The following is a 14,157-nucleotide window of genomic DNA, read 5'->3' as shown; positions in this document are numbered from 1 at the left end:
CACTGGCCCAGAGATCAAGCATCTATCTAGCATCAGTTCGCGGACATCCTCCGAAATCAAGTAGAAGTTCAGAAGCGGGGAGTGGGACATCAAGCAAGGCGAACTGCTCGTGCAGCGACTGGGAGGTACAGCCATCGCTGATTCACGGGCTTGCCCGTCGCGCTTAAAAGGGCATGAGAGTAGGACTCGATCTGTGGTCCGTGTTCGGCGACCAACTCCTCGTCTCTAGAAACACCGCCGGGGTTCGATTTGTGATCCAGTAGAATCCAGCCGTTTGACTCTTCCACTAGCAAGTCGATGCGGCCACGGATACGAGTGCCGTTCGGGCCTTCCGCTTCTACGGGCACCTCGACATGAATAGCGCAGCCGGGCCAGCGCCGGGCCAACCATGCCTGGAACGCCGCAACCTGGGCGCAAACGGCGTCTTTGTCAACCGAGTGAGCGACGGCCCACGACATTAAAATTCGCTCTACCTCCGGGCCAGAGACGCCGCCTAGTACTACGGAGCGTGCGATGCAGAGGTGTAGTGCTGTACCCAGCAACGCCATGTCGGGCTTGCCCGCCAGACTCAGCCGAACACCGACGGTATCTGTCTCGACGACATTGAAGGTGCCGCCCGACGCCACACTTGGCCTATGCCACAGGGGTTCGGCTTGCATCCTTGGCCGCGCGTTGAACCAGTGACACGTTTCGGGCGCCTTGGGCGGCGGTTCGTTAGCGCATTCGTCCTTGCTCCACGATTTTGTCACCCGGGTGAGCTGTCGGCCGCAGGGAAGCGCCACGACTTCCGAGTCGCCGAACAGCAGGTCAGTCGCGCCTTGAATCTCGCCAACCCAAGCTCGCCCAGGTCCTCGCGACCGGACGAAGGACACGGCCACGTTCATATCACGTGCGCGAGTCAGGCCAACATAGAACAGGCGCTTGTTCTCCACCAGCGCTTCTGCCTGCATGGTTTGACCAATTTCGCTGCCCTCCGCATGGAGTGCCGCCTGGGGTTGGGACCGCTTGCCCCAAGTCTTTAGCCAACAGTGCACGAAGCGATTGGCCAACGGCTGCTGCGGGTCGAAGTCGCCGGCTGTTCTGGCGCGGACGCCCCATAGTGAGCTGCGCGCCGTCGCATCGAGGCTTGTCAGCAAGACGACTGGCCATTCCAGACCCTTGGCCCCGTGGTAGGTCAGAACCGTGACCGAGTTGTCTGCAGAGGTCGCCCGATTGTCGTCCTCTGCGCTGGCGAGTTCGTCCAGCCAGCGAAGCATGCCGCTGATCGTTGCCGGCCTCTTGGTGGCAACGCACTCGTCCTCGAAAGTCTTGCCGAACTCTACCAGTGCTTCGACATTCGCCAGTCGGTTGCGGCTCTCGTGGGGCGACACGGACCATTGGCCGACCAACCGCGCTACCTGTGATTCAGCAGCTGCAAGTCGCAAGGCCTCCTGCGGTGTCAGGGCGTTGAGCGTTGGGCGCAGCTCTTCAAATCGGGCCAGCAGCGGATGGGCGTTGTGGCCGGTCGTCTTCCACTCGTAGGACTTGGCTCCATCGGTGGCAAGGTGCTGCAATCGGTCTTCAAGCCATGTCTCGATCGGCATGCCATCAGCTAAGGTGAGAACCAATGCCGTGGCGACCGTGTCGGTCGGTTCGTTCATTCGTCGCAGGCATGCCATCACGAAGATGGCCTCGGCAGTTCCTAGTAGGCCGGAGCGTGGGCTTGCTGAAGGGACGCCCCAGCGGTTAAGCGACATGACAGCATACTCGACCTGCTCGTGATAGCGGCACAAGACCCCGACATCACCGGCTTGAATTGGTCGCAGCTGCTTGGTGTCCTTGTCTTGGACGTTGACGCCTGAAGCCAGCAGTTCGCGGACGGCTTGTCCAAGCCCCAGATAGTCCGAGTCGTTTCGGCTGCTCTCGAAGTTCCAGTTCATGAGTGCTGCCTGGCCAGGGATGTCCTTTCGCAGCGGCTGCAACTGAACCTGCGAAGGCGTCAGGTCCGGCTCGAACGCAGACCCGAACGCGCCGTTAGTAAGCGCGACGAGCCCTTCGACGGAGCGTCTGGAGGTGTCGAGGGCCTTCCCAATGGTACCGCCCCAATCTTTGATGCCGCCTAGGACACCAGCAATGAGGCTCGCGTCCGTACCGCGGAATCCGTAGATGGCCTGCTTGGGGTCGCCGACCCAGACCGACCGCTTGGCGAGCTTGGCCAACTCGACGAAAATCGCCAACTGAAGCGGGCTGGTGTCTTGGAATTCGTCGATCATGATGAGGTCCAGTTCGGCCGCCAGGGCTTCGCGGACGCTTGGCTTTTCCTTCAATGCCCGGAGCAGCAGGACCTCCTGGTCGCTGAAGTCAACGGCGCCCAGCGCCTTCTTGGCCTGCTCGTAGGCGTCGAGTACGTCGGAGGCAAGATAGAACACCAAGTCCAAGTACCGGCGGACCTCGGCATGAAAGTCGGGGTGTGACTCGTGGGTTTGAGCGGCGGCCCTGACAGCTTCCAGGAGGTCCTTGACCTTCGCTCCAGCGTTCAGCCCGGCGACTCCAATCCAGTCTGGCCAGCTCCAACGGTTGCCCTGAAAGCGTCGTTCCAGCTTTTGAATATCCTCGAGCCCATCAGTCAGGTTCTTTGCAACCTTTGCGCCGCCAGCCAGCTGTTGGTCAACGTATGCAGCTACTTCCTGGTGTGCCTTTGCTAGGGCGCTCATCAGTGCGCCGGTCTGGTCTGTGCCTGCACTTGGGGCAGGCCAGCTTGCGAGCATCGAGTCTGCGTTCTGGGCGCCCATCGCGCGGAGTACCGTTGGCGCGATGTCGTTGTCGAGCGCAGCCTTGACGATGGCCTCGACTGTCCTAGACCAGTCCACCTGCTCGATACCGAACCGTTCGGTCAGCCTTACCAGTTCAACTTGCGCGGCGGCATCCATGGAGTCGGCCAAGGTGGCCTTGAGCAACCGCTTGGATTGGCCTTCACCGAGGACGGTTTGGTCGGGCGATAGGCCCAACTCAAAGCAGAAACGCTTGAGCATCTGGCCGCAAACGCTGTTGACGGTGCCAAGGCGGGCTTGGCCGATGGCGGTCGCCAGGTCGACGCGTCCCTTCTCGAGCAGCCAGGAACGGGCGCGTTCACGAAGCTCGGTGGCGGCCTTCACCGTGAACGTTGTGGCCAGAATGGCATGTGGCCGTGCTGTACCGGACTCGAGCGCTTCTGCGAGCGTCTCGGTCAGCTTGTAGGTCTTACCGCTGCCGGCGCCAGCGCTAATGAACTCAATGTTGTTCATCATTCCCAGCCTCCCAGCAAGACGAGGTGGTCGCGGTCGAACCGTCCATTCGGCCCTCTGACCGCAAGAGTGCCGTCGGGGCCTTGGTAGTCCCTTTCCGGCCCTTTCGGAACCACGTCGATAGTGCCAGTGTCCAGTTGTTGCTTACGCCAGTTCCAAGTTGCATGTGCCTGGTCCAGCAGAGTGGCGACAGTAAACCCATCTGGCGGCCTTCTGACCTGAGCTTTCGGGAAGATGTCGGCGGCAGTGATGTAGAGCGCACCGCTTTCCAAGATGAAGTAGCCAAGCGCGGCTGGCGCGGCACCGTTCGTTTGCTCGACGAGGCAGGAGTAGAGCGCTAACTGCAGGTGCTCGCCAGAACGAAGCAGCCCGGCGTAGTAGTTGTCGCTCCGCCACTTCATGTCCAGAGCGACAGTTCGCGCATCGCTAAGTGTGACCAGCAGATCAATCTTGCCTATCAGTGGTATTGCACCCAAGGCTCCGGAGAAACCGACCTCGGTTTGAACCTGAGTGGCTCCAGCGGACCTCAGGTGGTCGAGCACACTGCAGATGGCACCCTCGCAGACCTTGCGGAAGTGCTGCTGACTGAGACCTGCGCCCTGCATCAGCAGGACGGCGCCTTCAGTTTGCAGGAGCTCGTTAGCCTCACTGTGGAACCAATTGACGGCAACAGAGTTCGACCAGGTCAAAACGTCGGCCTGCGCGAAGAGCTTTTCGAACACACGGTGCGCAAGGGTGCCGAGCAGGCGGTTGTCCTCCTCTACAGCTAGGACGGAGGTGGGCTCCAAGTCCGCCACCCGCTTCAGCACGAAAAGGGAAGGGTCGTTGAAAAGCTCGTTGAGAGTGGTGAACGACTGTGCAGAGTCTGCTAGCTGCACTGGCTGCGCGAGCTGGACGTGTCGTGGTGGCGTCGGCAAAGGTTGCGGTGCCAGTGGTGCGGCGGTGGTCCCGATAAGAGTGGAACCTATCGCCGCATCAAGGTCGATCGTGGCGTTCTCGATTGCGGGCAGTAGCTGCTTTAGAAGTTGGCGAATCGGATGTATCTCAGCGCTAGGAGGTGGGCAAACCACGACAAAACGCTTACGCGCAGCAAGAAGCGGGCGGAGCCATTGCGAGGCCAGCGATGCCAGCTCGCGTGCAGGATCTCGCAGCTGGACACCCATCTGGGCGAGAGCTTCCACTTCGGACGGCAACCAAGGAAGCGGTGAGGGCAGGGAGGGGGTAGACGGCATCCACCAGATCACTTCGTCAGCGGCCTCGATGCAGGCAGCCGGGGTGCTGGCGGAGCGCATGCAACCAACATTCGAAACCGAGGCGGGGTTGATTGCCCCTGCGGGTGTGGCGTGGGCAACCAACTGCTCGATTTGCCTAGGCAGCAGCGTCGCCAAGCCTTGGTCAGCGAGCTCGCCCAGCGCGTCATCGACGGCCGCGCACTGGCGATGCGCAGTTAGAAAACTCGCCACATCCGCCGACTCGCCCGTGAGGCGCCGCCGCATCGCCTCCTTCAGCCGCTGAACCCGATCGATGAGTGCGTTGACGGGTACTCCTTCGTTGCGCGTCCAGCGCTCGGATTCCAGCCAGAAGGTGATTTCGTCGGCGACTTGCTGAGCGTGCTCTCCGGAGGCGAGCTTGGCCTTGGCCGCAATCCAGGCTTCCCCGCCAATCCCGGGCTGTTTGGCGACAGCGCGGGCGAGCGTGCTTCTCGCACGGCGACTGAACGGGCCGACCGGGTGGGTGAGGAAGTCCAGCAGCCGGTTGATGTCGAGCGGCGCCCAGCACAGCTCTAGGGCAAGGGGCAATGCCTGAAGTGCAGGGCGGAGCTGGCTCGGTTGTTCGAACCCGCAGTTGACACCGCCAGTTGCGGACAACGAGACGTCTAGCGAATCGCCTGCGTCTTCGGCCAGAACCAATCGGTCGCCTGGTTCGCGCGAGTGTTGGGCGCTCAGCCAATGCTCTGCGATCGTGGACGTTAGGGTGCGCACCAATAGAACGCTCCGATCGGTCGGCACGACCGAGGCACTCTTAGCTTTACCTGCCAGCAACATAAGGGCTTGCTCTTGAATTTCGCGGAGGTGGCCGGCGCCCTGTGGTTTGGGAAGGCGGACCTCCGTTGCAGGGAGGCAATCGAGCACGTACCGCCATAGAAGAGGGAAGTCCTCGGATGGGTCCACCAGGTGCACCGACCTAATGGGGCCGGGGCCGGACGCATGTATAGCCCGCAGAATGAGGTGCAAGCGTTCGGCCTCTCCAGGGGGCAGTGCTTCGATCGCCTCGCCCTCGATGGCGGCAAGTTCCTGAAGGCGTATAGGGTGCGTTGTGAGTGAGCTGCCGTCCCAGCCAGCCAGTCGCCACTCGTCTCGCCAGGTCAAAAGGCGCGCGGCGGTGCCGATGCTGTCGGTCTTCAACGACTCGCTATAGAAGCGCGAGTTGTTGTCGTGATCCCGAAGCAAGCCAAAGTAGACTGCTACGCGTTTCGCCGTAGATGCTTCCGGCGCGCTCAGGCCGAGGTAGGCCTCCAAAAGAGACAGAAATCCAAGGCGACCAACTACCGGAGCGTTGAAGAAGTTCGTTGACGATGGGCCCTGACGTCCGTCCAAGTAGAGGCCAAAGGTGACATGCATTCTTTTGTATCCCCCTGAAAGCAATTGAATGCGGGCGCTTTATTGCCTCACGTTCAGCCACTTAGAATCGAGTCGCGTGGGACATCTCACGATATCCGCAAGACGCACTCATCGGCTATGTCCGAGCTGTCGTCCACATTCTCTCTTTACACCTAATCATCTTCCAGAAGACGCGCAGCCGGATTCCCTATCGCGCCTCCGGCTTGGAAATACCCCACAACACTAGATACCGACCGATGCTCGGTCAGCTGCATGATCGCAGGCAGCGCGACACCTTGGCGACTAGCTTCGGTCACGAACCCGGACCTGAGACTATGCCCGCCGAAATCCCCCTCCAGCCCCGCCAAGCGCGCCCGTCGCTGCACGATTTCGCCGACCGCCGCGGGGGACAGGGCAGGGCCGACGCGCTGCTTCCACAGCCGCCGGAAAATCGCCCCCTCGGTGATTCCGGACGCCTCCAGCCAATCCTGCAGGGCGAGTGCCGCCCGATCCAGCACCGGCTTGTCCGGCGTTGAGGTCGCGGTGACGCCGGCCTGCTGGGTCTTGCTGTGCTCCAGCCGGTAGATGTAGCCCGCCTCGCCGATCCGGCGCAGATCCCGCAGGTCAGCCGCGGCGATCTCGCTGCGCCGGCGGCCGCCGCTGGCAAATCCAAAGCAGAGCAGGGCACGGTCACGTATCCCTTCCAAGCTGTTGTCGCAGGTGGCCAGCAGCGCGTCGAGTTCGGGCAGGGTGATGGCGGTCTTCTTACGTGGCCGTTCGCCACGCTTGACGGCCGCCCGCGCGGCGCGGCTGAGCACGGTGCGGATCGCCGGCTGCTCGCAGGGATTGGGCACTTGCTTGAGCCGGTGCGCGGTGGACAGGACGGCAACGCGATGGCGCACGGTGGCCAAGGTCCACGGGCCGAGCTTGGCCTTGAGGCCAGCGGCCACCAAGGCCTGGTCGACGGCCGGCGGCAGTTCCCAGGCCAAGTCGCCTTCGGCCGAGCGGCGCTGCACATGGTCGACCACAAACTGCAGCACGATGGCTTCGGGTACCGGCAAGGCCAGCTCGATGCCGTAGCGTGCCACGTGCCAGCCGGCCCAGTAGCGCAGGGCACTGCTGTAGCTGCGGGTGGTGTTCTCGGCCGCCGCTTCGGCCAGCAATTCGCGCACCGCTTCGGCGGCCTGCTGGGCCAGCTTTGCCGGTAGTACCAGGCTGGCGGCCGTCGCGGCGAGCACGGGAATCGTAGAATTATCTTTCATACTATGTAATGTATGCTACGATATAGAGCTTATACCCGCGATAATCATCACTTATCGTTAGTAGGCAATCAACAGAGTAGGGCACCGATACAGGAGACGTCAGCATGGCCCGCGGCATCACCGAATCCGATGTACATACCGCCGCCGACGAGCTGGTCGCCAGCGGCGAGCGCCCGACGGTAGAACGCATCCGCGCCCACCTAGGCACGGGCTCACCCAACACCGTGACGCGCTGGCTCGAGACCTGGTGGAAAAATCTGGGCAACCGACTGCTGCCGAAACGACCAGATTTGAAGGGCGCGCCGGCGGCGCTGGCCGAGTTAGCAGGGCAGTGGTGGGCACTGGCGCTGGAACATGCCCGCGAGTCGATTCTCGAGGAGCTCACTGATGCCAGGCAGACGCTTGCCGCCGAGTACGACGAGCTGCGGGTGCAGCAGCAGACCTTTGCCGAAGAGGCTTCCGAGCTCCATGCCAAAGCAACTGCCTCGGCCCAGTCAGAGCGCCTGGCACTGACCCAGGTGGCGGAGCTTCGGCAACTCGTGGACCAGCTTCAGTCGCAGATCACGGAGGCGGCCCAACAACGTGCTTCCGGGGATAAGCGACTGGAGCAAGTTGAGTCTGCGAGGCGGATCCTGGAAGCCCGACTACAGGAGCTTCAGGAACTGGCCAGATCCGAGCGCGAGAGCCTGATGGAACATGCCAGATCTGTCGAGAATCGCGCTCTGCGCGACATTGACGTCGCTCGACAGGAGGCGAAAGCAGCAAGGCTTGAACTAACAGCGCTTCGAAAAGAGGCCGCTACGCTCGAACGCAAACAGATCGAAACAATCGAACGCGCACAAGCTAATACATCCAACTTACGGCAGGAGCTTGCTAGCCAGCGGGCACGAGCAGATGCATTCGAGACGCAATTGTCACAGTTGAGAGATCTGCCAGCTGCCCTGAAAGCAGCTTGGCGAGAACGCAAGCACAGCGACAACAAGCCCAGCCGTTCACGGCGAGTGTTGAAAGCGAAGTCATAAAGCTAGGGGGGATAGTGGTCGCGTTTGCTCAGACGCCGCTATCGCACTACGCTCGACAAGCCCCAACAGAGAGCCTGCCATGTCTCGCACCAGCCTTACACACCCGTTACATATCGCAGAACTTTCGGTGGGAAGCGCCAACGGTGCGATCGGAATCACGTTTGCTCCAGGCAAGCACCAGACTCAAGCGTGGACTGGCGAATGGGCGCGCGATCTCGACCCTGATCAGCTTAATCGAGCCGTTCGAGTTCGATGAGTTGAATATCCCGCAGCTCCCAGTCAGGGCGCAAGCATTCGGACTGACGTGGTACGGACTTCCAATTGTTGATGGAGCGGCCCCGGATCATCGTTTGCTGGATCGTTGGAGGCAGCTCAGCCCGGAATTGGTGTCAGCCTTGGATGCTGGCACTCGTATTGTTGTGCATTGCATGGGCGGCCTTGGACGTGCTGGCACCGTCGCCTCAATGCTTCTATTGGATTCAAGGGTGACCAAGGAGGCCGACGAGGCGATCCGCCTAGTTCGAGCGGTTCGACCCGGAGCGATCGAGACGGCAGAGCAAGAAGCATTTCTGCAGGAATGGGCAGACCAGAATCGTTTGAATCCCTAGCCATCCTGGACACGAATTAGGAACGCGAATGACAGCATTCTGTTCCCAATTCGTGTCCGCAGATCCCGCTCTGGCAATAGAAAAACCTTTTGAATTCAATCAACGGCACGATCTAGGAACAAAGGACATCAATTAGGAACACCGACAGTCGTGCCAACGCTTGTCCGAACATTTTGAACATAATATACATTATGCGAAATGACTTATCGGGCTGTTCTTCGCCGGATTAGCTGGATATGGCTCTGGATCTGTCCACCGTGGAAAATTTAGGGCACTCCAAGCAGAAAAGCTGAGCAATCGACGCAGATGTTTTAAAGCAGTTATGAACAAACGTAGACATTTGCGGCACGCGATGAACCATGTTGACGAAGTATTCAGCGTGTTTTTGCCGTCTTCTTCCTAGGGGCTGGAGGCTTACGGTTACCGCGCAAAGCCGCCTCAATAGCCGCAGGAATCTTGGTCAGTTGTTCCTCCAAGACCTCGGATCTCGCTCGTAGTCTGTCCGTCTCTTTAGCCGCCTCAGTAGCTGCCTTCTGGGCCGCATTTATAGCACTGGCGAGCGATTGCTCGGTTGTAGCACGGAGCTTCTCTGCAGATGCTAGCTTGGTCTGTAGGTCTTTGGTCTGCTGACGGGCTTGATCTATCTCCCGTGCTGCACGATCTTCGACAGATCTGGCGTGTTCCATCAGGCTCTCGCGCTCAGATCTGGCCAGTTCCTGCTCCTCTTGCAACCGGGCCTCGAGGGCTTGCCTTGCTACATCCAACTGCTCCAGCCGCTGATCCACAGAAGCACGTTGTTGTGTCGACTCTGTCAGTTGCGATTGAAGCTGATCCACGAGTTGCCGAAGCTCCGCCACCTGGGTCCGTGCGAGGCGTTCTGCGTGGGCCGAGGCCGTCGCTTTGGCATGGAGTTCAGATGCTTCCTCGGCAAAACTCTGTTGCTGCACGCGGAGTTCATCGTTCTCGTCCGCAAGCGACTGCTTGGCCTCGGCAAGCTCTTCCAACGCCGACTCGCGGGCATGTTGCAACGCCAGCGCCCACCATTGCCCGGCCAACTCGGCCAGTGCCGCCGGCGCGTCCTTCAAATCTGGCCGCTTCGGTCTGCAGCCGGAGGCCCAGTTTTTTCCACCAGGTCTCTAGCCAGCGCGTCACAGTGTTCGGCGAGCCGGTCCCCAGGCGGGCACGGATGCGCTCCACCGTCGGGCGCTCGCCATTGGCCACCAACTCGTCAGCAGCGGTGTGCACATCGGATTCGCTGATGCCGCGGGCCATGGATGTCTCCTCTATCGGCGCCCTACTCTGTTGATTGCCTACTAACGATAAAGGCGCGTTATCGGGAGTAGGGAGGTACACGATCAAAATGAAAGCCCCGCCAATTACGGCGGGGCTCGGACTACGCATTCCGGGAGCCGTGCTCGGTGCTAGGGTTCGTTAGGAACAAGGGTTCCCAAGTCAAACTTTCTGCTATGCGAGTTCCGACTGCTGATAGTAACCTCGCTCGACCTAAACCTAAGGCCATCGCAATCAACAACAAAATAATACTGCTCGGGATTCGGCGTAGCGATCACCATCATAGTCGTAGAAAAATGAGGTGAAACATCACGAGCTGATATCTGATCTCCGTCCTTCAAAGAGATCATCTCAAGTTTGCATGGCGGAGCGGAGCCTTCTACTTGTACTGAAACGGGGACGGATCCGGAAATCCGGATAATCATATCTCCGCCGACAGTGGCGCATCCCGTCAGCACTATTACGCTTAATATCAGACTTCGGAATACTCTCATTTTTCACATCCTCCGGATCCATCCAAGCATTCCTTGAGTGACTTAGCTTGGGTCTTAGCAAATGAATTTGCGGCGTCTTCGAAGCGATTGCCATCAGCTGACCCATTGCGCATAAATTCGGCTGCATAAGCTCGTCGCGACAGCTGACCAGTATTCCATTGCCTAAGCACATGATAATACTCATGTAAAACCAAGCTATGATCAGCAAAGAACTCACTCACCGATATGGTTGGGGGGAGGCGAATTGAGTCCTTTCGTGTAGTAACGAAATCATTCTTGACAACGCTCTTGACCCGGACATCTACACTGGCGACCGACTGACCAAATATCTGCGCCAAGCAATCCGCCATCGCGCCGGATGCAGGCGCTAGTCCAAGTGGGTCTAATAGACCAACTGGATTTCCGTCGACATATGTATATGTATTACTGCCGCCGGCAAGCCCTACAGGGTCGCTCTCTATATACCTTCCGGTCCTGGGGTTGTAGGTTCGATGAAAATTGTACCAAAGCCCGGTTTCGACGTCGTAGTATTGTCCGGGTAGTCCTAAATTAAGGCCGCCGATGACATCCAGATGTACCGTGCGGTCGAAAGCATAGTTTCCTGCCCTCCATACGACAGCTCTCTGAGAATTCGTGACTGATTCTGGCCTGCCGAGGTGATCTGTGTGAATCATAAATGACTGACCGTTCCTTACGAGCCCGAGCAGCTCTCCTGCAGGCGAGCGAATATAATACGACCACGCGCTATTGGCCCAACTGTATTCTGCGTCCAACTGCCCTGAATGGCCGTACAAGTAACCAGTGGCGCTTGCGTCGCTGCCGCTATCCTTTCTAGTTCTCTGCCCAGAATGATTGATCCAATAGTTAGTGGTCGCTCCGCTCTTGGTGGCGCGATCAAATCGACCAAAAGGGTTATAACCGAAAGATATTCCCTCTCCAGTAAGTGTGTTGCCATTCGCGTCATAGGTATACGCCGAGGCACGCGCCCCGGTTATGGCAGCGAGCCTGTTGCTAGAAGCTTGTATTGAGTAAAGATCGGTCACACCAGCCCAGGTATGGCTAAGACGATTGCCGTTACTGTCCCAAGTGAGATTTTGATTTGCCCCATTGGCCAGCGCGCTAATTACCCTTCCATTCGGGTCGTAGCTGTAGCTCTGGCTGAATTCAGGGGACACACTGTTAATAATTGAAGAGATTCTTCCTGTGTTTGTGTACGTAAAGCCAAGTCGTTGAACGTCAGTCGTCCCGTTTCGCGAACGCTTCTCCGTAAGATGTCCAGCTTCGTCATAGGAAGCTCTATATGAGATGCCGTTGCCGAAAGTCCATGCTGTAGGCGGTCCATATGGGAGATGCGATACTCCACTGACAATATTGTGCGGAACTCCACCAATTGTGGCAACAATACTGACGACTCTACCGTTTGCATAGCCATACCCTAAGCCAACACCGCCTGGGTACCCTATGCCACTCAGCCTTCCTGAGGAATCATAAGTATAGGATTGATCAAACATCAGCGAACTTTTACCAATCTTTTGGGATTTAGAAAGCATCAATCCAAAGCTGTTGTACGAAAAACTCACAGCACCATCTGGATAAGTGGCGCGACACAACCGCCCTTTCCCTCCTTGACATGTGTCGTACTGCAGGGACTGGACTAATCCGCTCGCAGAGACTGTTGTGTTTCTACCTGAAGAGTCATAGCCATAACTGGTAAACTGGCCGTCCGCTCGTTTCATTCTGGAGATCAGGCTGCTTCCGCCATACTCGAAAGTTGTCACGCCCGAATCAGGGCTACTTTGAGCCCATAACCGTCGAAACCCATCATACACGTATGTGGTGACGCCTCCTTTTGAGTCTCTAAAGGAAACTAGATTATCATTCGAATCATAGGCACGCTCCTCAATGCCACCGCCTGGGATTTTCGTTCTAACTAAGCGATCTAGTTCATCGTAGTAGAATTCTGTTGATTTCCCCGTAGCTGTGGTCTCAGATGCGACCTTTCCATTCGCGCCATATGAGTACTTGGACTGCAGGATACCGTTAGATATCACCTCCAGAAGGCGGCCTTCGTCGTCATAACTTCTGTGCACTCGAAGAGTCAATCCTTCCACGGTACTTGCATTCGGAACGGAGTTGCTCTCTCCGATCCACTCCTGAACAACGTTCGAGTTCAAGTTGAGCTGATAAATTTTGTATGGATATCTTCCGCTACCATTATTTTCATACTCTCCGACAAGACGTCTTGCGGAGTCGTAGATATAATTTGTAGTCACTCCGCCCGTCCGCGACACCGATGAGAGCAGGCCGGAGCTGTATGTATAACTTACGTCCGCTGCAGTGCCACTGGGGTAAGTTCTTTCGTTCAGCAGTCGACCGCGAAGATCATAAGTTAGTTCGGTAACCTCTCCGTTTGCCCCCACAATCCTGCCAGGAAGGCCCAAGCCGTTGTGATTGGAATATGTTGTTGAATGATTAAGTCCATTTGTTATCGACGTAACCTCTCCTTTAGAACTATAAGTGATGGTAATTCTATCGGCGATTCCTTTCGGGCCTTGCCCAGTCATAGATGCAAGCATTCCATTCGCATGGATGGCATAGTTGTAGGTAGTACTGAAGGACTCATTTGCTACGCCATTTGCACTAATGTTTGTATCAGTGATGGATGAAACTCGGCCGTTTGAGGTGTACTGGAACACTCTTCTATATTGTCCGGGGCGTTCCGTTGAAATAATTCTGTTTTTAGGGGCTGGCTCCCAAGTGTTAATTGTTTGACGCTCCCGTGGCGAGCCCACTGCTTCCACGGACTTAAGTAATTGGCCGTAGTAATTGTAGTCATAGTCCGTAGCAACGTTGACATTGTTAATCACGATGTCTGGTCGATTGTTCACGTTATACGACATGCCTCGAAAACTAGCAGAGCAATTCGCTGTGGCTGCGCCATCTACTCCGGTGATCATCGAGTTGCTGTTTACATGATATGTCGCAGCCCTGCCAAAGGGATTCGTTACAACGACTTTTGAGATATTCCCGCTATTGTCATTCGTATAAGCGAAGGTTGTCTTTTCGACACCTCCGGCGTGTTCAGTTGATATCGGCCGTCCAGCGGCGTTGTATGTGAAGGTCGAGTGCCGCACGCCGTTATAACTCTTTCCGAGCAGCCTCTTTGTTCCGGTTCCGGACGGATAGTGAAATGAAACCGTATCTCCTCCAGGGTAAGTAAGAACGTCAAGGGCTGGGGTGGCCGATAAAGAGTATGTGGATCCCGCCGTATCTGTAAATGATTTCACAACGGGGTCGCTTCCGACGTAATTGAAAGCGATGGATCTACCATTTGAATGAGTGACGCCAACGAGTCGCGTTGGTATTGTAGGGCTGTAATTATAGGTCCAGGATATCCCATTTCTATTTACTTCTGATTTAATTACCCCCCCCTCCTGAGTAATACTCAACATCTTCGCCATCTAGTCGGAGTGTCCAGCCGGCTTGGAAGTTTCCGTTTAGCTCATATGTCGCCGTCCCGTAAACTTGATCCAGGCATTTTTAGAGGTCTCCGGGCAAACTAGCCCCAAGGAGCCCCCCGATGCGCAAGAGCAAATTCACTGAGAGTCAGATCGTTAC

7 protein-coding genes and 1 pseudogene are annotated in these 14,157 nt (G+C 57.5%); 2 read left to right on the top strand and 6 right to left on the bottom strand.

Going from position 1 to position 14,157, the window contains the following annotated elements; translation table 11 throughout:
* Positions 1-89 precede the first annotated feature (89 nt).
* The 3 genes from ACVOLO_RS14415 to ACVOLO_RS14405 all read right to left on the bottom strand — a co-directional run bounded on the left by ACVOLO_RS14415 (position 90) and on the right by ACVOLO_RS14405 (position 7,125).
* Positions 90-3,266 carry a UvrD-helicase domain-containing protein gene (locus ACVOLO_RS14415; RefSeq protein WP_481571004.1) on the bottom strand — a complete coding sequence of 1,059 codons (3,177 nt, stop codon included), beginning with the start codon at positions 3,264-3,266 and terminating at the stop codon, positions 90-92.
* Positions 3,263-5,884: a PD-(D/E)XK nuclease family protein gene (locus ACVOLO_RS14410; protein WP_481571003.1), complete on the bottom strand. Its 2,622-nt coding sequence runs from the start codon at positions 5,882-5,884 to the stop codon at positions 3,263-3,265. The genes ACVOLO_RS14415 and ACVOLO_RS14410 overlap by 4 nt, the downstream gene beginning before the upstream one ends.
* A gap of 152 nt (positions 5,885-6,036) precedes the next feature.
* Positions 6,037-7,125 (bottom strand): site-specific integrase, encoded by a 1,089-nt coding sequence (locus ACVOLO_RS14405; protein WP_481571002.1) that lies wholly within the window; start codon positions 7,123-7,125, stop codon positions 6,037-6,039.
* 104 nt (positions 7,126-7,229) lie between these two features.
* Here ACVOLO_RS14405 and ACVOLO_RS14400 point away from each other — a divergent pair, with 104 nt between their 5' ends.
* Both ACVOLO_RS14400 and ACVOLO_RS14395 read left to right on the top strand, forming a co-directional pair.
* Positions 7,230-8,147, top strand: coding sequence for a DNA-binding protein (locus ACVOLO_RS14400; RefSeq protein ID WP_481571001.1), 918 nt, complete (start codon positions 7,230-7,232; stop codon positions 8,145-8,147).
* A gap of 161 nt (positions 8,148-8,308) precedes the next feature.
* Positions 8,309-8,755 carry a phosphatase domain-containing protein gene (locus ACVOLO_RS14395; RefSeq protein ID WP_481571000.1) on the top strand — a complete coding sequence of 149 codons (447 nt, stop codon included), beginning with the start codon at positions 8,309-8,311 and terminating at the stop codon, positions 8,753-8,755.
* 374 nt (positions 8,756-9,129) lie between these two features.
* Here ACVOLO_RS14395 and ACVOLO_RS14390 read toward each other — a convergent pair whose 3' ends face one another.
* From ACVOLO_RS14390 to ACVOLO_RS14380, 3 genes and pseudogenes are all read right to left on the bottom strand, one after another.
* Positions 9,130-9,840 (bottom strand): DNA-binding protein, encoded by a 711-nt coding sequence (locus ACVOLO_RS14390; protein ID WP_481571028.1) that lies wholly within the window; start codon positions 9,838-9,840, stop codon positions 9,130-9,132.
* A 67-nt stretch (positions 9,841-9,907) separates the two neighbouring features.
* A pseudogene (locus tag ACVOLO_RS14385) lies at positions 9,908-10,027 on the bottom strand (DNA-binding protein); the annotation flags it as partial.
* A 508-nt stretch (positions 10,028-10,535) separates the two neighbouring features.
* Entirely contained in the window at positions 10,536-14,000 is a 3,465-nt protein-coding gene (locus ACVOLO_RS14380) for an RHS repeat-associated core domain-containing protein (protein ID WP_481570999.1), read from the bottom strand.
* Between the last annotated feature and the right edge of the window lie 157 nt (positions 14,001-14,157).

It is taken from the genome of Stenotrophomonas sp. STEN056 (genome assembly GCF_056759635.1).
This window is presented reverse-complemented; position numbering and strand designations above follow the sequence as displayed.

What these genes read in the sequence shown, in the direction of transcription:
- ACVOLO_RS14415 (WP_481571004.1), bottom strand. Translation starts at nt 3,266, where the DNA reads ATGATGAACAACATTGAGTTCATTAGCGCTGGCGCCGGCAGCGGTAAG.
- ACVOLO_RS14410 (WP_481571003.1), bottom strand. Translation starts at nt 5,884, where the DNA reads ATGCATGTCACCTTTGGCCTCTACTTGGACGGACGTCAGGGCCCATCG.
- ACVOLO_RS14405 (WP_481571002.1), bottom strand. Translation starts at nt 7,125, where the DNA reads ATGAAAGATAATTCTACGATTCCCGTGCTCGCCGCGACGGCCGCCAGC.
- ACVOLO_RS14400 (WP_481571001.1), top strand. Translation starts at nt 7,230, where the DNA reads ATGGCCCGCGGCATCACCGAATCCGATGTACATACCGCCGCCGACGAG.
- ACVOLO_RS14380 (WP_481570999.1), bottom strand. Translation starts at nt 14,000, where the DNA reads ATGGCGAAGATGTTGAGTATTACTCAGGAGGGGGGGGTAATTAAATCA.